Source organism: Terrabacter sp. NPDC080008, assembly GCF_040702505.1.
Classification (GTDB): Bacteria; Actinomycetota; Actinomycetes; order Actinomycetales; family Dermatophilaceae; genus Terrabacter.
The window spans coordinates 82,508-106,134 of the sequence record NZ_JBFBLC010000004.1; the positions used below are offsets into that span (position 1 = coordinate 82,508).

The following is a 23,627-nucleotide window of genomic DNA, read 5'->3' on the forward strand; positions in this document are numbered from 1 at the left end:
CCACGGCATACGGCGGCGTCTCAGGCGGTCAAGTGGCCTGAAGGTGGGCGGCTCAGAGGTCGACGACCTCGTTCTCGCCCTCCATGCGCTGGCCGGTGACCTTGGCCTTGACGAAGTTGGCGATCTGGGTGACCTTCGCGCCGGGCGAGTCCCAGTACTCTGCGGAGTCGGCGCTGACCTTGATGAGGATGTTGTTCGGGTTGTCGGGGCCGCCCTCGAGCCAGGCACCGGTGAAGGAGTTCCACAGCTCGGCGAGCTTGGCCGTGTCGTCGACGACCGTCGCGGTGCCCGAGAGCGATACCCACGAGCTCTGCGAGCTGTAGGCGACGTTGACCTTGGCGGGCGACTGCGACGCGATGTCGCGGGCCTTGTGGCTGTCGCGCTCGGCGATGAAGAGGACGTCACCGTCGAACTCGACCTCCTGAGTGGCCATCGGGTGGCTGACCAGCCGGCCGCTCGAGTCGGCGTGCGTCAGCATCGCGACGCGGATGTCCTTGATCAGGTCGGCGACCTTCTTCGTGCCGTCCTCGTGCTCGCTCATCGCGTCCTCCTCGTTGTCGGGCTGGCTCACCGCCGGGTGGCGGCTGGCCTGCACGACGTACCCGATGGGCTCAGGCGGTGCTCGGCCGTGTCGAGGGTTGCGGCTCGCGCTCGGGCTGCGGCTCGGGCTGCGGCTCGCGCTCGGCCGCGCCGCCGGGGCCGTCGTGCTCGACGTCCTCCGCGCGGGTGTGCGGCATCAGCAGGCCCGCGGCGATGCTGAGCACGGCAGCGACGACGACGGCGAGGAACACGGCCGAGGAGCCGGAGCGGACCGCCTCGCTCGAGGAGTCGCCCCCGCGCGCGGCGATCACCGCATTGGCGATGGCGCCGAAGATCGCGACGCCGACCGCGCTGCCCACCGAACGCATGAACATGTTGGTGCCGGTGACGACGGCCCGCTCGTTCCACGGCACGGACGCCTGCGCGGCGATGAGCGTCGGCGTGGCGACGAGGCCGAGGCCGAGGCCGACGACGAGGCAGGAGCCGGCAGTGGTCCAGACGCCGGGGTGCGAGGAGCTCAGCCAGAGCAGCACGGCGCCCACGGAGGCGACCACGAGGCCGATGAGGGCCGTCGGCCGGAAGCCGATGCGCATGTAGAGCCGGCCCGACTGTGAGGCGGAGATCGGCCAGCCGATGGTCAACGCCGCCACGGCGAGGCCCGCGACGATCGGGGTGGCACGGGTCGAGCGCTCGAGGAAGGTCGGCACGTAGGAGGTCAGCCCGACGAGCACGGTCCCGATGCCGACGCTGATGAGGCAGGTCGCGACGATGAGGCGCCGGGTCAGCACCTCGAGCGGGAGCACCGGCTCGGCGGCCCGGCGCTCGACGACGCCGAACACGGCGAGCAGCACGGCGCCGACCACGAACGAGCCGATGCTCTGCCACGAGGTCCACGCCCACGCCTGGCCGCCCTCGAGGACGGCGAGGATGAGCAGGGTCAGCGCGCCCGTCAGCAGGGCCGCGCCGGCGTAGTCGATGCGGTGCTTCCGCCGCTCGATCGACTCGTCGTAGTTGCGCCACAGCATGGCCGCGGCCAGGAGGCAGAAGGGGATGTTGACGAAGAAGATCCAGCGCCAGGAGGCGAACTGGGAGAAGACGCCGCCGAGCGTCGGGCCGACGACCGACGAGACGGCCCAGACGCTCGCGATGTAGCCCTGGGTCTTGGCCCGCTCGGCGACGGTGTAGATGTCGGCCGCGATGGTCGTCGTCATGGGCAGCACGGCCCCGGCGCCGAGGCCCTGCAGCGCGCGCATGACGATGAGCGATCCCATGCTCCAAGCGAACCCGCACAGGATGCTGCCGACGAGGAAGAGCGCGATGCCGACGAGGATGACCGGCTTGCGGCCCAGGGTGTCGGCGAGCTTGGCGTAGACCGGGACCGACACCGCCTGCGCGAGCAGGTAGACCGAGAAGAGCCACGGGAACTGCGACAGGCCACCGAGGTCGGCGACGATCGAGGGCACCGCGGTGGCCAGGATCGTCGAGTCGAGCGCGATGAGCGACGTCGAGAGCATCAGGGCGATGAGGATCGGCCCCCGCTCGGAGCGGAATCCCAAGCTGGACGAGGTGGACACGTTCCTCCTGCGGTTCGGGGCGACAACGGTGGTCAACGCGCGTTCGCGCGGTTCATTCCCGTGACGTCCGCCATTCGAGCCCGGTAACGCGTCGAACCCTCCCCGCGAGGGGCGACACTGGTGGGAACGGCCATGCGGCACCCGACCACGCGCGTCCCCTCGGAAGGAGCGCCATGGTGCGAACCCTCGGCGTCGAGGAGGAGATGCTCCTCGTCGACCTCCACCACGGACACCCCCGGTCCGCCTCCTCCGAGCTGCTCATGCACGCTGGCCGGAGGGCGAGCGACCCGGCCGTCGTCGGCGGCGTGCAGGGGGCCGTCGAGGGCGAGTTCAAGCAGCAGCAGATCGAGACGCACACGCCACCCGTGCGCGACCTGACGAGCCTGACCCGCGAGGTGGCCCGCTGGCGCCGCGAGGTCGCCGCGGCGGCGCGGGCCACGGGTTCGGGGGTCGCCGCGCTCGCCACCTCGCCGCTGCCGGTGCGGCCGGTCATCGCGCCCAGCCCGAGGTATGCGTGGATGGAGGATCGCTACCAGCTGATCGCGCGCGAGCACCTCGTCTGCGGCTGCCACGTGCACGTCTTCGTGGAGAGCGACGAGGAAGCCGTGGGGGTGCTCGACCGGATCCGCGTCTGGCTGCCGGTCCTGCTGGCGCTCAGCGCGAACTCGCCGTTCTGGAACGGGACCGACACCGGTTTCGCCAGCTACCGCTCCCAGGCGCTCTCGAGGTGGCCGTCGTGGGGACCGACCGACCGGTTCGGCTCCGCCGAGGCCTACCACCGGCTCGTACGCGACATGGTGCAGTCGGCGGTCATCCTCGACGAGAAGATGGTCTACTTCGACGCCCGGCTCGCGGTGCGCTACCCGACCGTGGAGATCCGGACTGCGGACGTCTGCTTCACGGTGGAGGACGCCGTCCTCGTGGCTGCTTTGTCCCGTGGCCTCGTCGAGACGGCAGCCCGGGAGTGGGCCGCCGGTCGGGAGGCTCCGGCTGTGCCGACGCAGCTGCTGCGATTGGCCGACTGGCAGTCCGGGCGCGACGGCGTCGAGGGCTCGCTCATCGACTGGCGCACCGGCCTGCCGGCGCCCTGCTGGCGGGTCGTGGACTCCCTGCTCGAGCACGTCGGACCCGCGCTGGAGGCCGCCGGCGACCTCGACGTCGTGCAGGAGGGACTCGCGCGTATCCGCGAGGAGGGCAACGGGGCCACGCGACAGCGTGCCGTGCACGCCCGCACCGGACGGCTCGCCGACGTCGTCGCGGAGTCGGTCCGCGAGATGGCGCTGCGGTTCGAGGACTGGCGGATCGAGGACTGGCCCGTCGAGGCCTAGCCGGTCGGGGCCTGGTCCGGCCCCGTCCGGCGGCTCGGGGAGCTCGGGGAACGTCGGCTCGAGGTCCGGTCGGGTGGCGTGAAGAGGCGGCGGCCGATCTCGAGGTGCACGCCGACGTACGCCCCGCCGGTGAGCACGCCGGCCAGCGTCATGGCCGTCGGCCCGCCACCGGAAGCGGAGGCGATGAGGGCGCCCAAGGTTCCGGCGACGATCGCGTTGACGGTGGTGAGGAAGAAGGTCGTGCTGCCGATGATGTGCAGCACCAGGTGGCGGCGGGTGCCGAGCGTGTAGGTCTGCATGAGGCCGGCGGCGTCGTCGGTCGTCCCGGTCGTCAGGTAGGGGGCCAGCTCCGGCGCCAGCTCCACGTAGGCTGCGCGCAGCCGGTTCATCGCCCGGATCAGGTCGGCGTCCTCACGACTCGCGAGGTCGACGCGTACGGCCGTGAGGCTGCCCATGACCAGGGCCGCCGCGGCGAAGCCGATGGCCATGACGTGAAAGGCGGTGCCGAAGCCCGTCCGCTGCACCGTCAGGACGAGGACCACGAGGAAGGCCGACACGACGGTCAGGTAGATCGTGATCCGGCTCATCACCTCCGACCACGTCATCGACCGGGTGCCGAGCAGGCTCCAGTGCTCGGTCGAGAGAAACACCGGCAGACCCGGGGCCGTCGAGCCGCGCAGCGCGGAGGGTCTGCCGGCGGTGTCCACATCGTCCGTGCCGGGGCCGCGTGCATTCCCGTCGGGCTCGGCTGTGGGCCGGGGATGCCGGGCCTCTCCCGATGTCTCGACGGCCATGGCGTCCTCCCGCTCGCTCGGCCGGTCGGCCACCGCGATGCGGTGCCCGTCACCAGTGTCGCGCGGACCCCTGCTTCCGTCACCCGAGTCGCGGGTCCTTGGACCCTGTGCAGCCCGAGGCGCAGGCAGGAGGCTCAAGGTGAGCGGAAGGAGGTCCGTGATGCGGACCCTGTCGCTGGTCCTTCGCCGCGCGACCCTCGTCCTGACGACGATCTTCGCCGTCGGCGGCCTGCTCTTCGCCCTCGGGTATGCGTTCGACGACCCGGGCGGGTGGGCGGCGGTGCTGATGGCGCTCGGGGTCGTCGTGCCGACGGCGGCCCTGACCCTGCTGGCGGTTTTCCGGCGTCGCCTCGCCGGGAGGGTGCTGGCCGTTGCTGTGGCGCTCTTCGCCGCCTGGGGCGTCGTCAATTTCGTCGTCGACCTCGTGGAGGCGCCCGACGTCCCGGTGCTGACCCTGATGCTAGCCCTGCCGCTCGCGGTGGTCGGCCTGACGTACCCCCTCCGTGCGGGCGGCCTGCTCCTGGCCGTGGCCGCGGTGCCGTTCCTCTCCGTGTTGGTGCGCCTGCTGCGGGAGCCGGGTGCCGAGGGCCCCGGACTGGGCGCGCTGCTCGGAGGCTCGTCGGGAGCCGTCGTCGCGCCACTCGTGGGCCTGGCAGCGCTCCTGCTGCTGGCGGCCGCCGTCGACCGCCGGGAGCCGGGCGCGGGGACGCGGCGGACCCAGCCGGATCCGCCGCGCACCGTCCCGCCGCGCGGATGGTCGGGGTGACAGGACACCGTCGCCGCGTCCCGCGCTCGTTCCTCGCGCGGTGCGCGGCTCCTCCGGGCATGATGTCCCCCGCCTACGCCAAAGGGCCTGCTGGATGACTTCGTCATTCCAGCAGGCCCTTTGGCGGATGGTCGGGGTGACAGGATTTGAACCTGCGACCTCTTCGTCCCGAACGAAGCGCGCTACCAAGCTGCGCCACACCCCGGTGCTGCACCTGCCTCGGATTCGGTCGACGTGGTCGACCGGAGGCAGCAAGCAGAGATGCTAGCGCAGCCTCCCGTCCATCTCCGAATCGGGTCGTTCCGGTCCGGGCTCGGCTCAGGCCCTCGAGCGGGGGACGAGCGTCAGGAGGCTCGCCTCAGGGCGGCAGGCCAGGCGTACGGGAGCGGTGGGAGCGGTGCCCAAACCTGCAGAGACCTCGAGCCACGCGGCGCCCTCCGGTGCGCGCGACGACGGCGTCGAGCCCGCGCCCGGCCACCACCGCGAGAGTCCCTTGGCCCGGCTCGTGTCGAGGTCGCAGTTGGTCACGAGCGCGCCGAAGCCAGGCAGGCAGACCTGCCCGCCGTGCGTGTGGCCGGCGATGATGAGGTCGGCGCCGTCGGCGGCATACGCGTCGAGGACCCGCTGGTAGGGAGCGTGCGTCACCGCGAGGGTGAGGTCGGCGTCGGGGGAGGCGGGGCCGCGCACGAGGTCGAGCCGGTCGTAGCGCAGGTGCGGGTCGTCCACGCCGACGAGGTCGACGCGCAGCCCGCGGACGGTCAGCGAGTCGCGCCGGTTCGTCAGGTTCACCCAGCCACGCGAGCCCAGCCCGCGCACGAGATCGGCGGTGGGCAGGCGGGGGGTGGTGCCGACGTCGCGGGCGTGATGGCGCGTCAGGTAGCGCACGGGGTTCTTCACCTTCGGCGCGAAGTAGTCGTTGGAGCCGAGCACGAACGCGCCCGGCGTGCCGAGGAGCAGGTCGTACGCGTCGAGCAGCGACGGGACGGCGTCGTGCGCCGCGATGTTGTCGCCCGTCGTGATGACGAGGTCGGGGTCGAGCGAGGCGAGGCTGTGCACCCAGGCCCGCTTGGCCCGCTGGCGCGGCAGCAGGTGCAGGTCCGACAGGTGCAGCACCCGCAGCGGCGCGGCGCCCTCGGGCAGCACCGGCACCTCGAAGCGGCGCAGGACGAACGCGTTGCGCTCGACGAGCGATGCCCAGCCGAGCACGCCCGCACCGGCGAAGCCCAGGCCCAGCACGGTCTTGGTCACGGCACGCATGGGGCCCATCCTCGCACCCGGGGGAGCGCCGGCCGACAAACCGGGCGGGGCGGGGCTGCGCGACCTGTCAGACTTGGCCCATGAGCACCCTCAAGCAGCAGCTGCAGTCCGACCTGACCTCCGCGATGCGCGAGCGTGACCAGGTGCGTGCCGGCTCGCTGCGGATGGCACTGACCGCCGTCACCAACGAGGAGGTCGCCGGCAAGGAGCACCGCGAGCTCAGCGACGACGACGTGCTCAAGGTCCTGACCAAGGAGGCCAAGAAGCGCCGCGAGGCCGCCGAGGCGTACTCCGGCGCCGGCCGCTCCGAGCTCGCTGCCAAGGAGGAGGCGGAGCTCGCCGTCCTCGAGACCTACCTGCCCAAGCAGCTCGGCGACGACGAGCTCGAGGCCATCGTGCGGGAGGCCGTCACCGCATCCGGGGCCACCGGTATGCCGCAGATGGGCCTGGCGATGAAGGCGGCCAACGCCGCCGTGGCGGGTCGCGCTGAAGGCGGGCGCGTGGCCGCCATCGTGCGCCGCGTCCTCGCCGGCTGAGGTGCCTCGGCGGCCCACCCGCTCAGGGTGGCCGGCACGCCAGGACGACGAAGGCCCGACGCGAGCGCGTCGGGCCTTCGTGGTGTCTGGGCTGGTCTACGGCTTCGGGGGCTTGCCCGGCTTGGTCTTGCCGGGCTTGGGCTTGGCGCCGCCGGTGGTGGTGCCGCCACCTCCGCTCGGTTTGACGACCGTGGGCTGCGGCTGGGGCAGTGCCTGCCGTGAACCTCCGCGTGAGGTGTAGATCGTGATGAAGGTGCCGCTCGGCGCCTGCCCCCACGGGGAGGTGCCGGCGACGAGACCCTGGGGCACCGACGAGCTCATCGTGCCGCCGACGCCAGCCGAGTAGCCGGCGGACTGCAGCGTCGCGATCGCCTGCCCGACCGTCATGCCGGTGACGCCGGGGATGGAGCCGGCGGACGTTGAGTCGGCCGGGTTCGAACCCGTCGTGAACTTGCTGGACGGCTCGGGGAACTTGACCTGCGGCAGGCCCTCCGAGGCCCGGTTCATGATCGCCTTCCAGATCGGGGCCGCGATCGCGGCACCGTGCATGACGGGGTAGAACTGGCCGCCGACGCTGACGTTCTTCATGACGCGGGTGATCGGGTCGTAGGGCGTGCCGACCCAGACTGCGGTGACGAGCTGCGGGGTGTAGCCGACGAACCACGACTCGTTGTTGTTGTCGGCGGTGCCGGTCTTGCCGGCCGACTGCCGCTTGCCGTCGTCGAGCTGGTTCCGGATGCCCGAGCCGTTCGTCATGTTGTACTCGAGGAACTTGTCGGTGGCGTGGACGACGTCGGGATCCGCGACCTGCGCGCACGGCGTGGCCGGCAGGGCGATGTTCTTGCTGCCCTGCATGATCTTCGTGATCGCGACCATGGGGCACTTCTTGCCGCTGGCGGCCAGCACGCCGTACGCGTGGGCGACGCCCTGCGGCGAGACGTCGTCGCCGCCGAGGATGTACTGCGGCGCGTATCGTCCGATCTGCCCGCCGTCGGAGCGGTGCAGGCCGAGGCGGATCATCGTGTCACGCACCTTGCAGCCGCCGAGCTTCTCGACGAGCGCGACGAAGGCGGTGTTGGTCGACAGGGCGGTCGCCTTCATCAGGCTGATGTTGCCGCCGGCGAACGGCGTGTCGTTGCGCACCGGCCAGGGCTCACCCGGGCCGCAGTTGTTCGGGCCGCCCGGCCACTCCTTCGGGGTGTACACCGCCTTGGAGCTGCCCCCGGCGCCCTTGGCGTTGACGCTGGCGTTGATCTTCATGCCGGACTCCATGGCGGTCACGAGCGCGAACGCCTTGGCGGTGGAACCGAACTGGAATCCACCGGAGCCGCCGTACTTGAAGTCGAGCGCCCAGTTGATGCTGGTCTTGCCCTCGAGCTCCTTGCCCTTTTCGACGGAGTACTCGGTGTTCTGCGCGAACGCCTTGACCTGGCCCGTGTTGGGATCGGCGACGTACGCCGCGGCACCGATGCGCGCCTTGTTGCCGATCGGCACCTTCTTGGTGACCTCCATCTGCGCGTACTGCTGCAGCTTCGGGTCGAGGGTAGTCGTGATCGTCACGCCGCCGCGGTAGAGCATCCGCTTGCGCTCCTCGAGCGTCTTGCCGAGCTGCGGCATCGCGAGGGCGTAGTTGATGATGAAGTCGCACCAGTAGGGGTAGGGCGAAGCGAGGCACGTGCTCTTGGGCTCCGTGACCCGCATGTCCTGCTTGAGGGTGCGCTTCTTGGCGTCGGTCCACTGCTTGTCGGTGATGCGGCCGAGCTCGTGCATGCGGTCGAGCACGACATTGCGCCGGGCCACCGCGCGCTCCGGGAAGTTCACCGGGTCGGTGGTGCCGGGGTTCTGCGTCAGGCCGGCGAGCAGGGCCGCCTGCGACAGGGTGAGCTGCGAGGCGTGGACGCTGAAGTAGTGCATGGCCGCTGCCTCGACGCCGTAGGCGCGGTCGCCGTAGTAGACGAGGTTGAGGTAGCCCTGCAGGATCTGGTCCTTGGTGAGCTTCTTCTCCAGCGTGATCGCGTACTTCAGCTCCTTGAGCTTGCGCATGTAGTCCTTCTTGACGGCCTCGGCCGCCGCCTCCTTGTTGCCGGAGTTGAGCGCGGAGTACTGGAGCGAGATCTTCACGTACTGCTGGGTGAGCGAGGACGCACCCGAGGTGGTCGCGCCGCTGCGGAGGTTGCCGATCGCGGCGCGGAGCACGCCCTGCAGGTCGACGCCACCGTGCTCGTAGAATCGGTGGTCCTCTATCGCGATCTGGGCCTCACGCATGATCGGCGCGATCTTGTCGAGCGGCACGATCGTGCGGTTCTGCTCCTGCGGGGTCGCGATGACGGAGCCGTCGGCCGCGAGGATGCGGGAGGTCTGGGCCAGCGGGTCGGTCGTGAACTCGCTGGGCAGCTCGTTGAACACGTCGACGCCGCTGCGGGCCAAGGCCCCCGTGGCGCCCACCGCTGGCATCGCCAGGCCGGCGGCGAGAAGGCCGAGCACCAGCGCGGACGCGAGGAACGCGCCGAGCAGGCTGATGACGCCACCGATCGAGGTCGTGCGTGAAGACATGGGCCCAAGGGTAACCGCACACCTTATGACCACAGGTGCCCCGCGCGGGCCGGATCGCCCGAGTTGCGCGCGTGACGCCGAGCCCACCTCGCCTGCGGTGACCACCTCGACCGTGCTCAGGTGACTAGTCACCCGCTCAACTAAATGGTCCATAGAGGCTATGTCCGTCGGGGGGCTCCCGATCCTAATGTCTCCTTTGGGTCTTGGGGGACCCGATGGTCAGGACCGGTGGGACGGTCCAACGGCCGGCTCGGATGTCATGGGAGGCGCCGGGCGGGGAGGGGTAGTGCAATGAGTGCAGTCGTCATGGTGGATCCGTGGGTGGACGAGTGGGCCAGTCAGGCCAAGTGCTCCGGTCAGGATCCTGATGCGCTGTTCGTCAGGGGCAAGGCACAGCACGATGCGAAGGCCGTCTGCAAGACGTGTCCGGTCCTCGCCCAGTGTCTGGCGGAGGCTCTCGACAACAGGACCGAGTTCGGCGTCTGGGGAGGGATGACCGAGCGCGAGCGCCGGGCCCTGCTGCGCAAGCGGCCCGACATCACGTCCTGGAAGTCCGCCCTCAAGGCGGGCATGGCCGCACAGGCCAGGTAGCAGGACGCGCAAGACCGAGCGGCAGCCGGTCGAACAGACTGCCGGTCGCCGCTCTCACAACTTCACACGATCGCGGGGTCGTGACCAATCGGTCACGACCCCGCGAGCGCGTCACCGATCTGGCGCAGGCCCTCGAGGTCGTGGACGTCACGCCCGAGCGCGGGCACCTGCACGACCGGTATGCCGGGGTGTGACCGTGAGAAGCGGTCGGCGAGCTCGCGCTGCCGCTCGCTCGTCGTCACGAGCGCGGCGTGCAGGCGCAGGAGGCCCGCGGCGTTGTCGGCCGACTTCGGGCCATCGCTCTCCTCGAGGTGCTCTGCGGCAGCGAGGGCGCGGGCGGGGGTGACCCCACCGGCCGAGACGCGACCCATGCGGTTGACGACGAGCCCGGCGAGCGGCATGCCGTCCGCTTCCAGCCGGTCGACGAAGTAGGACGCCTCGCGCAGCGCGTCGCGCTCGGGCGCCGCCACGACGAGGAAGGCCGTGCCCTTCTCCGACAGCAGGCGGTAGGTCTCGTCGGCGCGCTCGCGGAAGCCGCCGAACATCGTGTCGAGGGCGTTGACGAACGTCTGCACGTCGTTCAGCATCTGCCCGCCGAGGATCTTGGTCATCGTGTTCGTGACGAGCTGTATGCCGCCGGCGAAGACCTTGAGGCCGGCGCGCCCGCCCGCCTTGGCCGGCGCCGTGAGCAGGCGGATGAACCGCCCGTCGAGGAAGCTGCCGAGCCGGTTGGGGGCGTCGAGGAAGTCGAGGGCCGAGCGCGACGGGGGAGTGTCGACGACGATGAGGTCCCACGGGGCGTCGGGGCTGCCGGCGCTGGCCCTGAGCTGGCCGAGCTTCTCCATCGCCATGTACTCCTGCGTGCCGGCGAAGGAGCTGCTGACCGCCTGGTAGAAGGGGTTGGCGAGGATCTGCTGGGCCTTGTCGGGGTCGGAGTGGGCGAGCACGACCTCGTCGAAGGTCCGCTTCATGTCGAGCATCATGGCGTGCAGGCTGCCGCCGGCCGAGGTGTCGATGCCGGCCACGGGGCGGGGCGTGTTGTCGAGCTCGGTGAGGCCCAGGGACTGGGCGAGCCGGCGCGCGGGGTCGATGGTGAGGACGACGACCTTGCGCCCGGACTCGGCGGCCCGCAGCCCCAGCGCCGCCGCGGTCGTGGTCTTGCCGACACCTCCGGATCCGCAGCAGACGACGATCGAGGTGGCCGGGTCGTCGATGAGGGCGTCGACATCGAGCGCGGGCGGGGCGGGGGACGTGGTCGCCGGGCTCATGCCTGCACCGCCGCGGGGACCGTGGCCGGGGTGAATAGGGGCGCGAGCAGCGCGGCCAGCTCGCGGATCGAGCCCGGGTCGACACCGCCGGGCAGGGCGGGCAGCTGCACGATAGGCAGGCCGGTGGCCTCGAGGAGGGCGAGCTGCTCGCGCTCGAGGTCGACGCGCTCGGCGTGGTCGCGGGCCTCGTCGAGCAGGCCCTCGACGAGCTCGGGGGTGACGCGGATGCCGGACTCGGTGAGCTGGCCCCGGATGGAGGCCTTGTGCAGCCGTCCGTCGCGGGCCTGGTCGAGGGCGACGTCGTCGAGCAGCGGCTCGCGCACCATGTTGACGATGATCGCGCCCGGCCGCAGCGACTTGGCGCGCAGCTCGTCGATGGCGTCGAGGGTCTCCTGCACCGGCATCTCCTCGAGGAGCGTGACGAGGTGGACCACGGTCTGCTCCGACTCGAGCAGCCGCGTGATCGAGGCGGCCTGCGAGGCGATGGGCCCGACCCGGGCGAGGTCGGCGACCTCGGAGTTGACCGAGAGGAAGCGTCCGATGCGACCCGTCGGCGGCGCGTCGAGGACGATGCCGTCGTAGACGGGGGCCGCCTCGCCCTTGTGGCGCCCGTCCCGCCGGCGCCGGTTGGCCTCGTAGATCTTGCCGATGAGCAGCACGTCGCGCACGCCGGGGGCGATGGTCGTCGCGAAGTCGATCGCGCCGAACTTCTCGAGCAGCTTGCCGGCCCGGCCGAGCTTGTAGAACATCTGGAGGTACTCGAGCAGCGCGGCCTTGGGGTCGATCGACAGGCCCACGATCTCGCCGCCTCCGGCCAGGCGCAGGATGCGGGTCTCCTCGGTGCCGAGCGGTGGCACGTCGAACGTCTGGCTGATGCCCTGCCGGCCCTCGACCTCGGCCATGAGGACGCGGCCCGGCCGCGAGGCGAGCGCGAGGGTGATCGCGGAGGCGACCGTGGTCTTGCCGGTGCCGCCCTTGCCCGTGACGACGTGCAGTCGCGCTCGTGCCCAGGGTGCGGCGCTCGGGTCCGTCGTCACGCCTCCCACCTTAGGCGGGGCGCGTTCGGAGGTCGCCTCGACCTCGGGTTGCCCCCTTCCCGGTTCGAGGTGATCCCGTGGGCTGGTGGGAGCTCCTATCACCTCCATCAACTTCTGCCGACGCTGGTTCGAGGTGATCCTGTGGGGTTGGTGCAGGTCGAGATCACCTCGACCCCTGGCGCGGACGGGTCAGGCGGCCGAGGTGCCGAGCTGGGCCTGTCCCTGCGCGACCTGGGCCATGAACTCCTCGGTGTAGACGCGCAGCCCTACCAGATCGATGCGCAGGGCGCGGTCGCCGCGAAGAACCAGGGCGTTGGTTCGTAGGTTGTCCGCCGAGACCGCGAGGGCGCGTTGGTGCTGCACGCCGTCGATCTCGACGACCAGGCCGCCCCGCCACCGGACGTCGAGGTAGACGCGCCCTGTGTCGGTCTGCACGAGGACCTGTCGGTCGGGCTCCGGAAGGCCGCGTTCCCGGCAGAGTCTCGCGAAGTCGAGCTCGCCGAGCGACTGCACCCCGAGTGCGATGTCGCGGACGACGCCCTTGACGAAGGCACGGCGGCGGCGCCCCTTCAGGATTTCGGTCGTGTGCAATAGCTGCTCCGGTGTGGCGAGGCGCTGCTGGACGGTCATCACGAGGATGAGGGCCGCCTGCCGGTCGCTCACGGCCCAGTGGGCTGCACGAAGTGCCGCCACCGCTGGCCGAGTCCGTGGGATCCCGACCGCAACGACCTCGTCAGGAACGCGGCGGATGACTTTGTGCGCCGCAACCCCCGACGGCCAGGTCACCCGCGCGGTGTGGACGACCGAGCAGTGAACACTCGGCTCGTCGTAGTGCTTCAGGCCCGCGACGTGCAGGGACGTGACGCCGTCCAGCGCTGCCACGTCTGGGCCGATCTCCCAGACGGCTCGCCACAGCTGCTCCTCACGGGTCAACGGACGGGTGTGCACCGCCACCGTGACGTCGCCGTGGAGGGTCCACCGTTCTGCATGCACCTCGGATGCGACGTGCTGCCGCTGGATGCCTGCTGCTCGAAGCATGGCGCGCGACACCACGCCACCTTGCTGGTCTGCGAGTTCGCGAGCACGTCGCCGTCGTTCTGCACCTCTCATCCGACGACCGTCGCGCTGACGTCCCTCGGAGGCGAGCGGCATACGCAAGCTGTGGATGTGCGGTGCATCGCCGTGGTGGGTGTGGACAACCGGTTCGAGGTGATGTCGCCGGGGCGAACCCACCACGATCACCTCGAACCACCGGGAGTCTCGATCGATTCGAGGTGATGTTGACGCGGACGGGGCTGCGGTATCACCTCGAACCGGAGAAGGGTCGGGAGGTCAGGGGCTCGTCGACGTGAGCGACCGGACCGCCGCCAGCACCTCGTCGAAGGCGGGGTGGCTCGGGTCGATGATCGCCATGTGGTCGGTGCCGGGCACGACCTGAACCGTCACGTCCCCGCCGGCCGCAGTGGCCCCGAGCACGTATGCGTCAGCGACCTCCGGGGGCACCGTGTCGTCGTCGGCGCCGTTGACCAGGCGCACCGGCACCTTGGGCGGCAGCGTCGTCATCGGGTCGGCGGAGGTCCAGGCCTCGCTGCTGGGCCCGGTTCCGACGAACTCGCGCGCCGCGTCGGAGCCCAGGTGCAGGCGGTCGGACGCACCGAGGTCGACCACGCCGGCCAGCGACACGACGCCGGCGATGCCGCGCTGGGTCGCCCACGGCTGCCCGGCCACCCACGTCACGAGGTGGCCACCGGCGGAGTGGCCCACCGGGACCAACGGCTTCGGCAGGTCCGGCTGGGCAGCCACCGACGCGAGGAGGTCGCGCACGTCGTCGAGGGTCCCGGGGACGCCGCCACCCGGCATACCTGCTCGGCGGTACTCCGCCACGACGACGTGCCAGCCCGCGGCGGCGAAGGCGCGCGCCTCGGGGAGGGCGTGGTCGCGGTCGTACTCCTTGCGCCAGAAACCGCCGTGCACGACGACGACGGTGCCCGGCGCCGGCGGCGCGTCGGCGGCCGGGAGGAGCACGTCGTAGACCTGCGCGGGGTCCTCGCCGTAGGAACGGGTCTCAGGGCTGGTCTCGGCGCTGCTCGTCATGCGCGTCATGCTGCCACCCGGGGCGCCGAGCGCTCGTCGGGGCGTGCTGCGGCCGCTGAGTAGGGTGAGCCCATGACCCAGTGGGAATACCTCACCGCACCGCTCCTGATCCACAACACCAAGCAGATCCTCGACAACTTCGGGGCTGACGGCTGGGAGCTCGTCCAGATCGTCAACGGCCCCGACGGCACGAGCCTCGTCGCGTACTTCAAGCGCCCCAAGTCCTGAGCCAGCCACCGCTGAGCCACCTCCGAACACCCCCGAGCCACCCCTGAGGAGCCCCCGCACCATGTCTGCTGTCGAAGACCGCCTGTCCGAGCTCGGCCTCACCGTCCCCGAGGTCGTGCCGCCCGTCGCCGCCTACGTCCCCGTCGTCCGCGAGGGCGACCTCGTGTTCACCTCGGGCCAGCTGCCGATGGCCGACGGCGCCCTCGCCGCGACCGGCAAGGTCGGCGCGGAGGTCGACGCCGACACCGCCAAGTCCCTCGCCGAGACGTGCGCGCTCAACGCCATCGCCGCGATCAAGTCGGAGATCGGCGACCTCGACGCGGTGACTCGCGTCGTCAAGGTCGTCGGCTTCGTCGCGTCCGACCCGTCCTTCACCGGCCAGCCGGCCGTCATCAACGGCGCCAGCGAGCTGCTCGTGAAGGCCTTCGGCGACAACGGGATCCACGCCCGCTCGGCCGTCGGCGTCGCCGCCCTGCCGCTGGACGCCCCGGTCGAGGTCGAGGTCATCGTCTCCGTCGCGAAGTGACCTCGACGTGACCTCGACGGGCCGCCGGTTCCCGCTCACCACGACCCCCGGCATCGCCGACGCGGCGACGCGCTGGCTCGCCGGCGAGCGGTGGGACGTGGCTGCGCCCCGCCGGGCGAGCACGGTGATGCTCGTCCGTGACGGCGCCGGCGGCCCCGAGGTCTTCATGCTCCGGCGCGTCTCCGCGATGGAGTTCGCGCCGAGCATGATGGTCTTCCCCGGCGGCGGGGTCGACGCGCGCGACGGCGACCCGACCCTGCCCTGGGCGGGGCCCTCGCCCTCGGAATGGGCTGCGCGACTGGGCTGCTCGCCCGCCGAGGCGCAGATGTTCGTGGCCGCAGCGGTGCGCGAGGTCTTCGAGGAGTGCGGTGTGCTGCTCGCCGGCGCCTCCGCCGACGGCCCGCTCGCCGCGGTCGACGGGCCGGAGTGGGCCGGCGTGCGGCAGGCCCTCGTCGACCGGCGGCTGTCCCTCGACGAGGTGCTCCACGACAAGGGCCTGGTGCTGCGGTCCGACCTCGTCGTCGCCAAGGCGCACTGGGTGACGCCGGTCTTCGAGCCGCGCCGCTACGACACGTGGTTCTTCGCCGCGCTCATGCCCCCGGCGCAGGTCGCCGACGGCGACACCACCGAGGCCGACCACGCCGACTGGTTCGTCCCGTCCGAGCTGTTGAGGGCGTATGCCGCCGGGTCGGCACTCATGCTTCCCCCGACGGTCGTGTGCGTGGAGGAGATCGCCGACGCGCGTTGTGCCGCAGACGTGGTCGTGCACAATGACGCGCTGCCGCTCGTCATGCCGCAGGTCGTGTCCGGCCCCGAGGGTGCGGCCATCGAGATCGTCGAAGTGGTCACGACGTGAGTGCAGGGGGCGGGTGGTGAAGGGATCGGAGGCCGACCCGAGCTGGCACGGCGGCGTCATGACCGAGCGCGCCGAGTGCGTGCTCTGCCCGAACCCGTCGCCCATGACGCTCGACGGCACCAACACGTGGCTGCTCGCCGAGCCCGGCTCCGACGAGGTCGTCGTCGTCGACCCGGGCCCGCTCGACGAGGCCCACCTGCAGCACGTCGTGCGCCGTGTCTCCGAGTCAGGGCGCCGGGTGGCCCTCACCCTGCTGACGCACGGGCACGCCGACCACGCCGAAGGGGTGGGCCGTTTCGCCGAGCTGACCGGTGCGCCGGTGCGCGGCTTCGGCAGGGGCCACGACGACCTTCGAGCCGGGGAGACGGTCCGGGTCGGTGGGCTCGAGATCCTCGCCGCCCCGACCCCCGGCCACACGAGCGACTCCTTCTCGTTCGTGCTGCCCGCCGACAACACGCTCCTGACCGGCGACACCGTGCTCGGGCGCGGCACCACCGTCGTGGCCTGGCCCGACGGCAGCCTCGAGGCCTACCTCGCCTCGCTCGAACACATCGAGGCGCTGACCCGCGCCGGTGAGGTGACGAGCCTGCTCCCGGGGCACGGGCCGTTCGTCGCCGACGCGGCAGCCACCGTCACCTTCTACCTTAAGCACCGCGCCGAACGGCTGGAGCAGGTGCGCGAGGCGGTCGCCCGAGGTGCGCAGACGGCATACGACGTCGTGGAGCAGGTCTACGCCGACGTGCCGCGCAGCGTGTGGCCCGCCGCCGAGCTGTCGGTGCGGGCCCAGCTCGACTACCTCCGCGCCCACGCCTGAGCAATGGACCGCGGCATCGGAGCCCTGGCTGCGGCGGCGTTAGCGCTCGTCGGCGACCACCGGCGGGTCGTCCTTGGCATCGCCGGTGCGCCCGGCGCCGGCAAGTCGACCCTCGCTGACGCGCTGGTCCGAGCGGTCGGGGCCGCGCAGGGCAGGGACTGGGTGGCGCACGTGCCGATGGACGGCTTCCACCTCGCCGACGCGCAGCTCGAGCGGCTGGGAGCGCTGTCCCGCAAGGGTGCTCCCGACACGTTCGACGCGGACGGCTACGCCCACCTGCTGCACCGGGTCGTTACCGAGCCCGACTCGTGGGTGTACGCGCCGGGCTTCGACCGGACCCTCGAGCAGCCACTGGCCGCGGCGATGGTGGTGCCGCCGTCTGCTCGTCTTGTCGTGACCGAGGGCAACTACCTGCTCCTGCCCGAGGCGCGCTGGGAGCGGGCGCGGGCGCAGCTGGCCGAGGTGTGGTTCGTGGCGGGCGACGACGAGGTGCGCCGGTCGCGTCTCGTCGACCGGCACGTCACCTTCGGCAAGAGCCCGTCGGCAGCGCTGGCCTGGGTCGAGCAGACCGACGAGGCGAACGCGGTCGCGGTGGCCGCCACGGCCAGTCGCGCCGACAGGGTCGTCCTCAACGGGCCGGACGGCTGGCGCCTCGCCGGTCCGACGGGCTGACCGGAAGGCTCAGCGGGCGCGGCGCTTGAGACGCTCGACGTCCTGGAGCAGGACGGCCCGGGCCTCGAGGCGCAGCCACCCGCGCGTCGCGAAGTCCGCGAGTGCCTTGTTGACGGTCTCGCGGGAGGCGCCGACGAGCTGCGCCAGCTCCTCCTGCGTGAGGTCGTGGGAGACCATGATGCCGCCCTCGACGGGCCTGCCGAAGCGCTCCGACAGGTCGAGCAGCGCCTTGGCGACGCGGCCGGGGACGTCGGTGAAGACGAGGTCGGCGAGGTGGGCGTTGGTGCGGCGCAGGCGCTGGGCCAACGCGGCGAGCAGGGCCTTGGACACCTCTGGGCGGCCGGTGAGGATCGCCGTGAGCGAGTCGTTGCCGAGCCCGAGCAGTTGGGTCTCGGCGACGGCGGTCGCGGTCATCGTGCGGGGCCCCGGGTCGAAGAGGCTGAGCTCGCCGAACATCTCGCCGGGACCGAGGATCGCGACGAGGTTCTCGCGGCCGTCGGGGCTGCGGCGGCCGAGCTTGATCTTGCCCTCGGCGATGACGTAGAGCGTGTCGCCGCGGTCGCCCTCGTGGAAGAGCACGTCGCCGCGCTCCATGTGCGACCGGCTCATCTCGGACTGCAGGGCGGAGGCCGCCTCGTCGTCCAGAGCCTTGAACAGGGGCGCACGCCTCACCACGTCGAGATCCACGGGGTCAGTGTGCCACGTGGTGCGTGCCGATGCCCTGACACCACAGGCACATCCGGTCGCGCGTCGAACTGTGGCCCGCCCCGGCCCGACCGTCTGCTGCTCGCACGCGGCTCAGTCGTCGATGCGGTAGTCGATGGGCTTGCACACGCCGTTGTTGGACTTCTCGGCCGAGCAGGCGGTCAGGCCCACGATGAGGTCGGCCTCGGCGCGCAGGACGAAGCGGTCACCGGCACGCGAGGTTGGCGGGTCGATGTGCAGCTCGCCGCCGCGCTCGTTCCACACGTTCATGAAGATGTTGAGTGTTGTGGAGATCCGGTCGGGGTCGACGTCGTAGGCCGCCATGTTGGTGGCGAGGTTCTCGTAGCAGCTGGGGTGGTAGGCCCCGTGGAACTCGGGATAGAGCAGGTCGAAGGTCTCCTGCGAGCACGGCGTCAGCAGGATGTCGTGGTGCCCGCACGTGTCCTCGACGACGGTGGCCATCCGCCGGCTGCGGTTGCTGTAGAGCACGCTGCCGGTGGTCACGGCCGTCGAGTTGGCGTAGTCGATGGTGCGACCGGAGCTGAACCACTCGTCGCGGTCGTCGGCCATGACGGCGAAGAAGTCGCTGACCTGCTCGCCGGTGGGGTCGACGACCGTCAGTCGCTGGCCCGCCCGCAGGAGGAAGGCGGTGCCGGTCTGCGGGGCCAGGCGGGTGAGCTCCATGCCGTCACCGTAGCCGCCGAGCGGTTGGAAGACCGGTCCGCCGGGGCCGAAGAGGCGCCCGAGGGTGGTGTGCGTCAGGTCCTGCGAGATCGTCATCCTTGCTCCCCTGGGTGGGTGGTGGCGCGGGCTCCCATCGGGCACCGGCTCGCGCTCGCGGTGGTGGTCGGGACGTGCGTGCCGTCAGTGGCTGCGGCGGCCTCGGGGTTGACCTCGAGCGGCGGCTGCCAGCCGTCGGGATGGTGGCGCCCGGAGTACTGCAGGGCCTCGGTGCTGTCGCCGTGGTCGGCGACCATGGGGTTGACGAACCCCTGCAGGTCGACGTCGCGACGGCGGATCGTGCTGCGCATGTGGTCGAAGCGGCCCTCGGCGCGCAGGTTCTCGAACTGGTCGTGCGGGTTGAACACGAGGGTGGGCAGCGGGGCCCGCCGGGCCACGCGGGAGGCGGCGGGGTGCAGGCCGACGATGAAGTACGCGGTGCCGCCGGCGCTGAAGGCGAAGTGCGGGTCGCTGGGGTCGGAGCCCACCCCGTCGGCCCACGACTCGTCGTCGACGTCGTGCAGCCGCTGGAGCAGGTCGAACAGGGCCGTCTCGAAGCCGGCCTCGTCGGCGGGCACCGGCCCGCGGAAGGTGACGATGAAGGAGTGGAAGCCGCTCTCGCCCTCGATACTGGTCGCGAAGGCGCGGAGCCGCTCGAGGAGCTGGCCGGGGACGTCCGGATCGGTCATGTCGCCGAGCACCAGGTGGTCCATGCCGCCGCGGCGGAAGACGGACTTCGCTCCCAGGCAGGGGAACTCGGCGTGGGTCACCATGAGCTCGAGGGCCCGGACGACGTCCTGCTCGGGCGAGTGGGCGAGGTCCATACCGGCCAGCAGGTCGAGGGTCGACTCCAGCCCGTGGTGCTCCTCGGGTTCCGTAAGAGCGACCGGCACGGCCGCGGGCGACGCTGGGATCACGGAGGCAGGCAGAACGCTCGCCTCGGCAGGCGTTGGGGCATCGATGCGCGTATCCGTTGACATGTCGGACTCCCTCCGTGCGTTGCAGCACGTACCCAGAAGGAGAGGTCTTCGCTCGAAGGTTGGACAGGGGTGTGGGCTCTGTCACGTGCGGTCCTGCGGGCCCGGCTCGGCGAGGAGCGCGGCGGACGGCGTGACCCAGCGCGGCGGCATACAGTGTCGTGCGTGTCTCCCCGTGCCGTCGTGACCGCCGACGAGAGCCCCGTGGCGCGGACCCGGCGCGCCCGGAAGATGTACCGCCTGCTGCACGAGCGCTACCCGTACGCGCACTGCGAGCTCGACTTCAGCACCCCGCTCGAGCTGCTCGTGGCGACGATCCTGTCGGCGCAGACGACCGACGTCGGGGTCAACAAGGTGACGCCGATCGTCTTCGCCAAGTACCAGAGCGCCGCCGACTACGCCGCGGCCGACCGGACCGAGCTCGAGACGATCATCCAGCCGACCGGCTTCTACCGGAACAAGGCCGACTCGCTCATCAAGCTCGGCATCGCCCTCGTCGAGAACTTCGACGGCGAGGTGCCCGGAAGGCTCAAGGACCTCGTCACCCTCCCGGGAGTGGGCCGCAAGACGGCCAACGTCGTGCTGGGCAACGCCTTCGACGTGCCGGGCATCACCGTCGACACGCACTTCGGGCGGCTCGTACGCCGCTTCGGCTGGACCGAGGAGGAGGACCCCGTCAAGGTCGAGCACGAGATCGGCCGGCTCTTCCTCCGACGCGACTGGACGATGCTCAGCCACGTCGTGATCTTCCACGGCCGCCGCACCTGCCATGCGAAGAAGCCCGCCTGCGGCGCCTGCCCCGTCGCCCGGCTGTGCCCGAGCTACGGCATCGGCGAGACCGATCCCGACAAGGCGGCGAAGCTGCTGAAGTACGAGCTGGCACCGAAGTGACGGAGGTCGTCAGCGGCATCGCGTATGCCGGCCCGTCGGGCGCCATCGAGCCGTCCCCAGCGCTGGATGGTGGCACCGCCCCGCGCCCGGCGTGGATGGACGACGTCGCGGTGCGCCTCGAGAGCGTGGCGCCGCAGTACTTCTCGCGCTTCCTGCCGCCCGAGGAGGGCGGACGGGAGTCGGCGGTCCTCATCCTCTTCGGCCCGCCACCCGCGGGATCCGACGACGACGGGGAGCATGTCGTGCTCATCGAGCGTTCTCACACCATGCGCACCCAGCCGGCCCAGATCGCCTTCCCGGGCGGCTCGCGCGACCCCGAGGACGACGACCTCGTGGCGACTGCGCTGCGCGAGGCGCAGGAGGAGACGGGCGTCGACCCGGGCGGGGTCGAGGTCGTCGCGCAGCTGCCGTCGCTCTTCCTCGCGCCGGCCCAGTTCGTCGTCGCCCCGGTGCTCGGCTGGTGGGCCAAGCCCACGCCCATCGGCGTCCGCGACCCCCGCGAGGTGCACGACGTGCTGTCCGTGCCGGTCTCGCACCTCGTCGCCCCGGCTACGCGCTTCTCGGTGACCCACCCGTCCGGCTACACCGGGCCGGGCTTCGAGCTCGACCACCTCTTCCTCTGGGGTTTCACCGCCGGACTGCTCAGCAGCGTCCTCGAGCTCGCCGGCCTGTCCCAGCCGTGGGACGCGGGCGTCATGCGGCCGCTGCCCGAGGTCTTCCTGCGTCAGGGGAGGCGGGCATGACCGGCAGCAACCTGCTCGACGTCGTCCTCGTGCTCCTGCTGCTCGCGTATGCCGTGTCGGGCTACCGACAGGGGCTGATCCAGAGCGTGTGCTCGCTCGTCGGCTTCTTCGCCTTCGCCATGCTCGCGGTCTGGCAGCTGCCCGGGATGCTCACGCGCTGGCCGGCCGTCGCGAACGACAGCCGCACCCGGGTGCTCGTGCTCGTCGTCGGCGTCGTGGGCTTCGGCTGGCTGGGACAGTTCCTCGGCAGCCTGCTCGGCTCACGCATACGGCGTCGGGTCGGGCAGACGTCGCTGCGACGCGTCGACTCGGCGCTCGGCGCGGTCGTCGTGGCGCTGGCGGCGAGCCTCATCGTCTGGTTCATCGGCGGCGCGCTGCGCACGGCCGGCAACCCGACGCTGTCGAAGGCCATGGCCGACTCGAAGGTGCTGCAGGTCGTCAACTCGGTGGTGCCCGAGGAGACGGGGCAGGTGTTCGCCGGCTTCCGCGGGTTCCTGTCCAGCCAAGGCTTTCCGCAGGTCTTCGGCGGCCTCGCGCCCGAGCCGATCACGCCGGTCCAGGGACCAGACCCCGCCGTCGCCCACTCGCAGGCGATCCGCGGCGCGGCCCGGTCGGTCGTCAAGGTCACCACGCAGTCCAGCTCGTGCCAGCGTGGCCAGGAGGGCACCGGGTGGGTGCTCATGCCCGGGCGCATCGTCACCAACGCGCACGTCGTCGCCGGCGCGGACGACGTGCAGGTGCAGAGCGGCGACCAGGTGCTGAAGGCCCGCGTCGTCGTCTTCGACCCGCGCCGCGACCTCGCGGTCGTCAGCGTGCCGGGCCTGCTGGCTCCGCCCCTGCAGCTGGGCGGGGAGCTGCAGCGCGGCGACTCCGCGGCGGTGCCGGGCTACCCGCTTGACGGCCCCTACCGCGCGGTGTCCGCGCGCATCCGGGCCCAGCTCGACGCCCGGGGCTTCGACATCTACAGCAAGGACCGCGTCGTCCGCCAGATCTACTCGCTCGCCGCGACGGTCCAGCCGGGCAACTCCGGCGGCCCGCTCCTCGACACGAACGGCCGCGTCGTCGGCGTCATCTTCGCCAAGTCGCTCGAGGACGCCAAGACGGGCTACGCGCTGACCCTCGCCGAGGCCCGGCCGGTGCTCGACGAGGCCTCCTCGGCCGGCATGGAGGTCAGCACCGGCGCCTGCGTGGCCAGCTGACCATCTCTCGCCCAAGTCGAGTGGGCACTTTCCGACGTCGAGTGGGCACTTTGCGACGGCTCGAGGTGACGCACAGTGCCCACTCGACGTGGGGGGCGGACGGGGAGGGCAGGATTCGGGCATGCGCATCGACAGTCCCGGGCTGACGACCGACCTCGAGCTGCTGCGGCTGCAGGGCTCGACCGTCACCGACCACGGCCACCACCTCGTCGTCCGGACCGAGGCCAACCCGACCTTCTGGTGGGGCAACTTCGTGCTCGTCGAGGGCGAGGCCCGGGCGGACGAGGTCGACCGCTGGGTCGCGCGGTTCGAGGAGGAGTTCCCCGAGGCGAGGCACCGGGCCGTCGCCTTCACCCTCGACGGCGGCGACACCGAGGCGTGGGCGGCGCGTGGCTGGGAGGTCGAGGGCGCCGTCGACCTGGCCACGACGCAGCTGCCGGTCGCCGGGGACGTGCCCGACGGCATACGCACTCGGCCCCTGGAGGGCGACGACGACTGGGAGCAGTCGGGCACGTCGGCGCGTCCGACACCGGGGACGCCGGGCTGGAGGAGCGCATGGTGTTCGAGCGGCGGCGCGCCGGCGCCCAGCGCGCGCTCGCCGGGTCGGGGCGGGCGCGGTGGTTCGGCGCCTTCGACGGCGACCGGCTGGTGGCACGGCTGGGCATCGTCCGCCTGGGTGGGCTCGCGCGCTACCAGGACGTCGTGACCCTGGAGAGCCACCGGCGGCGAGGCATCGCGGGGGCGCTCGTGCGCGCCGCGGGGGAGTGGGCGCTCGAGGACCGAGCCGTGCGCCAGCTCGTCATCCTCGCCGAGGACGGCGGCCCCGCGATCGGGCTCTACCGGCGGGCCGGCTTCGCGGAGGTCGCCCGTCACGTCGACGTCTCCAAGCCCCCCGCCTGACGCCCGATACGTCGAGTGGGCACTTTCCGTCGTCGGAAAGTGCCCACTCGACGTGATG

The 23,627-nt window shown here is 71.6% G+C and carries 27 protein-coding genes and 1 tRNA gene; 15 read left to right on the forward strand and 13 right to left on the reverse strand.

The features are described from left to right. Positions 1–52: 52 nt before the first annotated feature. Complete coding sequence (locus AB0316_RS12885) at positions 53–541, reverse strand: pyridoxamine 5'-phosphate oxidase family protein (protein ID WP_366273753.1); 489 nt, start codon at positions 539–541, stop codon at positions 53–55. Between the two features lie 70 nt (positions 542–611). Beyond that, positions 612–2,054 (reverse strand): MDR family MFS transporter, encoded by a 1,443-nt coding sequence (locus AB0316_RS12890; protein ID WP_366273754.1) that lies wholly within the window; start codon positions 2,052–2,054, stop codon positions 612–614. Between the two features lie 233 nt (positions 2,055–2,287). Here AB0316_RS12890 and AB0316_RS12895 point away from each other — a divergent pair, with 233 nt between their 5' ends. Further along, positions 2,288–3,442, forward strand: a complete 1,155-nt coding sequence (locus tag AB0316_RS12895) for a glutamate--cysteine ligase (RefSeq protein WP_366273420.1) — start codon at positions 2,288–2,290, stop codon at positions 3,440–3,442. On the opposite strand, the gene AB0316_RS12900 is transcribed toward AB0316_RS12895, so the two are convergent. Then, complete coding sequence (locus AB0316_RS12900; protein WP_366273421.1) at positions 3,439–4,092, reverse strand: hypothetical protein; 654 nt, start codon at positions 4,090–4,092, stop codon at positions 3,439–3,441. The genes AB0316_RS12895 and AB0316_RS12900 overlap by 4 nt on opposite strands. A 304-nt stretch (positions 4,093–4,396) precedes the next feature. On the opposite strand from AB0316_RS12900, the gene AB0316_RS12905 reads away from it, so the two are divergent. Continuing rightward, positions 4,397–5,002 carry a hypothetical protein gene (locus AB0316_RS12905; RefSeq protein ID WP_366273422.1) on the forward strand — a complete coding sequence of 202 codons (606 nt, stop codon included), beginning with the start codon at positions 4,397–4,399 and terminating at the stop codon, positions 5,000–5,002. A gap of 128 nt (positions 5,003–5,130) precedes the next feature. Here the strand turns inward: AB0316_RS12905 and AB0316_RS12910 are convergent. Both AB0316_RS12910 and AB0316_RS12915 read right to left on the reverse strand, forming a co-directional pair. After that, positions 5,131–5,207, reverse strand: a tRNA-Pro gene (locus AB0316_RS12910). A gap of 113 nt (positions 5,208–5,320) precedes the next feature. After that, positions 5,321–6,259, reverse strand: coding sequence for a metallophosphoesterase (locus AB0316_RS12915; protein ID WP_366273423.1), 939 nt, complete (start codon positions 6,257–6,259; stop codon positions 5,321–5,323). Positions 6,260–6,339: 80 nt separating this feature from the next. Between AB0316_RS12915 and AB0316_RS12920 the strand changes: the two genes are divergently transcribed. Beyond that, on the forward strand, positions 6,340–6,795 hold the full coding sequence (locus AB0316_RS12920) for a GatB/YqeY domain-containing protein (RefSeq protein ID WP_366273424.1): 456 nt from the start codon (positions 6,340–6,342) through the stop codon (positions 6,793–6,795). Between the two features lie 96 nt (positions 6,796–6,891). Here AB0316_RS12920 and AB0316_RS12925 read toward each other — a convergent pair whose 3' ends face one another. Next, positions 6,892–9,348 (reverse strand): transglycosylase domain-containing protein, encoded by a 2,457-nt coding sequence (locus AB0316_RS12925; protein ID WP_366273425.1) that lies wholly within the window; start codon positions 9,346–9,348, stop codon positions 6,892–6,894. 306 nt (positions 9,349–9,654) lie between these two features. On the opposite strand from AB0316_RS12925, the gene AB0316_RS12930 reads away from it, so the two are divergent. Continuing rightward, positions 9,655–9,939, forward strand: coding sequence for a WhiB family transcriptional regulator (locus AB0316_RS12930; protein ID WP_142206161.1), 285 nt, complete (start codon positions 9,655–9,657; stop codon positions 9,937–9,939). Between the two features lie 92 nt (positions 9,940–10,031). Here the strand turns inward: AB0316_RS12930 and AB0316_RS12935 are convergent, their stop codons facing one another. The 3 genes from AB0316_RS12935 to AB0316_RS12945 form a co-directional block, all read right to left on the reverse strand. Next, on the reverse strand, positions 10,032–11,207 hold the full coding sequence (locus tag AB0316_RS12935) for an ArsA family ATPase (protein ID WP_366273426.1): 1,176 nt from the start codon (positions 11,205–11,207) through the stop codon (positions 10,032–10,034). Then, positions 11,204–12,244 carry an ArsA-related P-loop ATPase gene (locus AB0316_RS12940; RefSeq protein WP_366273427.1) on the reverse strand — a complete coding sequence of 347 codons (1,041 nt, stop codon included), beginning with the start codon at positions 12,242–12,244 and terminating at the stop codon, positions 11,204–11,206. Before AB0316_RS12940 ends, AB0316_RS12935 begins: the two co-directional genes overlap by 4 nt. Positions 12,245–12,433: 189 nt before the next feature. Beyond that, entirely contained in the window at positions 12,434–12,907 is a 474-nt protein-coding gene (locus AB0316_RS12945; RefSeq protein WP_366273428.1) for a hypothetical protein, read from the reverse strand. Positions 12,908–13,054: 147 nt separating this feature from the next. Between AB0316_RS12945 and AB0316_RS12950 the strand changes: the two genes are divergently transcribed. Further along, positions 13,055–13,522: a hypothetical protein gene (locus AB0316_RS12950; protein WP_366273429.1), complete on the forward strand. Its 468-nt coding sequence runs from the start codon at positions 13,055–13,057 to the stop codon at positions 13,520–13,522. Between the two features lie 54 nt (positions 13,523–13,576). On the opposite strand, the gene AB0316_RS12955 is transcribed toward AB0316_RS12950, so the two are convergent. Beyond that, entirely contained in the window at positions 13,577–14,338 is a 762-nt protein-coding gene (locus tag AB0316_RS12955; RefSeq protein ID WP_366273430.1) for an alpha/beta hydrolase, read from the reverse strand. Positions 14,339–14,410: 72 nt separating this feature from the next. Between AB0316_RS12955 and AB0316_RS12960 the strand changes: the two genes are divergently transcribed. The 5 genes from AB0316_RS12960 (at position 14,411) to AB0316_RS12980 (ending at position 17,434) form a co-directional block, all read left to right on the forward strand. Continuing rightward, complete coding sequence (locus tag AB0316_RS12960; RefSeq protein ID WP_142179199.1) at positions 14,411–14,566, forward strand: DUF4177 domain-containing protein; 156 nt, start codon at positions 14,411–14,413, stop codon at positions 14,564–14,566. 61 nt (positions 14,567–14,627) lie between these two features. Beyond that, positions 14,628–15,092, forward strand: a complete 465-nt coding sequence (locus AB0316_RS12965) for a RidA family protein (RefSeq protein WP_366273431.1) — start codon at positions 14,628–14,630, stop codon at positions 15,090–15,092. Positions 15,093–15,099: 7 nt separating this feature from the next. Further along, on the forward strand, positions 15,100–15,948 hold the full coding sequence (locus AB0316_RS12970; protein WP_366273432.1) for an NUDIX hydrolase: 849 nt from the start codon (positions 15,100–15,102) through the stop codon (positions 15,946–15,948). A 58-nt stretch (positions 15,949–16,006) separates the two neighbouring features. After that, complete coding sequence (locus tag AB0316_RS12975; protein ID WP_366273755.1) at positions 16,007–16,762, forward strand: MBL fold metallo-hydrolase; 756 nt, start codon at positions 16,007–16,009, stop codon at positions 16,760–16,762. A gap of 3 nt (positions 16,763–16,765) precedes the next feature. Further along, on the forward strand, positions 16,766–17,434 hold the full coding sequence (locus AB0316_RS12980) for a nucleoside/nucleotide kinase family protein (RefSeq protein ID WP_366273433.1): 669 nt from the start codon (positions 16,766–16,768) through the stop codon (positions 17,432–17,434). Positions 17,435–17,443: 9 nt separating this feature from the next. Here AB0316_RS12980 and AB0316_RS12985 read toward each other — a convergent pair whose 3' ends face one another. From AB0316_RS12985 to gntA, 3 genes are all read right to left on the reverse strand, one after another. Beyond that, positions 17,444–18,121, reverse strand: coding sequence for a Crp/Fnr family transcriptional regulator (locus AB0316_RS12985; protein ID WP_142182183.1), 678 nt, complete (start codon positions 18,119–18,121; stop codon positions 17,444–17,446). Between the two features lie 111 nt (positions 18,122–18,232). Beyond that, entirely contained in the window at positions 18,233–18,919 is a 687-nt protein-coding gene (locus AB0316_RS12990; protein ID WP_366273434.1) for an urea carboxylase-associated family protein, read from the reverse strand. Then, entirely contained in the window at positions 18,916–19,776 is an 861-nt protein-coding gene (gene gntA / locus AB0316_RS12995) for a guanitoxin biosynthesis heme-dependent pre-guanitoxin N-hydroxylase GntA (protein ID WP_366273435.1), read from the reverse strand. Before gntA ends, AB0316_RS12990 begins: the two co-directional genes overlap by 4 nt. A gap of 291 nt (positions 19,777–20,067) precedes the next feature. Here gntA and nth point away from each other — a divergent pair, with 291 nt between their 5' ends. The 5 genes from nth to AB0316_RS13020 all read left to right on the forward strand — a co-directional run bounded on the left by nth (position 20,068) and on the right by AB0316_RS13020 (position 23,569). Continuing rightward, a complete protein-coding gene (nth, locus tag AB0316_RS13000) occupies positions 20,068–20,727 on the forward strand; it encodes an endonuclease III (RefSeq protein WP_366273756.1) in 660 nt (219 codons plus the stop codon). After that, positions 20,724–21,470 carry a CoA pyrophosphatase gene (locus tag AB0316_RS13005; RefSeq protein ID WP_366273436.1) on the forward strand — a complete coding sequence of 249 codons (747 nt, stop codon included), beginning with the start codon at positions 20,724–20,726 and terminating at the stop codon, positions 21,468–21,470. Before nth ends, AB0316_RS13005 begins: the two co-directional genes overlap by 4 nt. Next, a complete protein-coding gene (locus AB0316_RS13010; RefSeq protein ID WP_366273437.1) occupies positions 21,467–22,669 on the forward strand; it encodes a MarP family serine protease in 1,203 nt (400 codons plus the stop codon). The genes AB0316_RS13005 and AB0316_RS13010 overlap by 4 nt, the downstream gene beginning before the upstream one ends. A gap of 121 nt (positions 22,670–22,790) precedes the next feature. Further along, entirely contained in the window at positions 22,791–23,375 is a 585-nt protein-coding gene (locus AB0316_RS13015) for a hypothetical protein (protein ID WP_366273438.1), read from the forward strand. Next, positions 23,318–23,569, forward strand: coding sequence for a GNAT family N-acetyltransferase (locus AB0316_RS13020; RefSeq protein WP_366273439.1), 252 nt, complete (start codon positions 23,318–23,320; stop codon positions 23,567–23,569). Before AB0316_RS13015 ends, AB0316_RS13020 begins: the two co-directional genes overlap by 58 nt. Positions 23,570–23,627 lie beyond the last annotated feature (58 nt).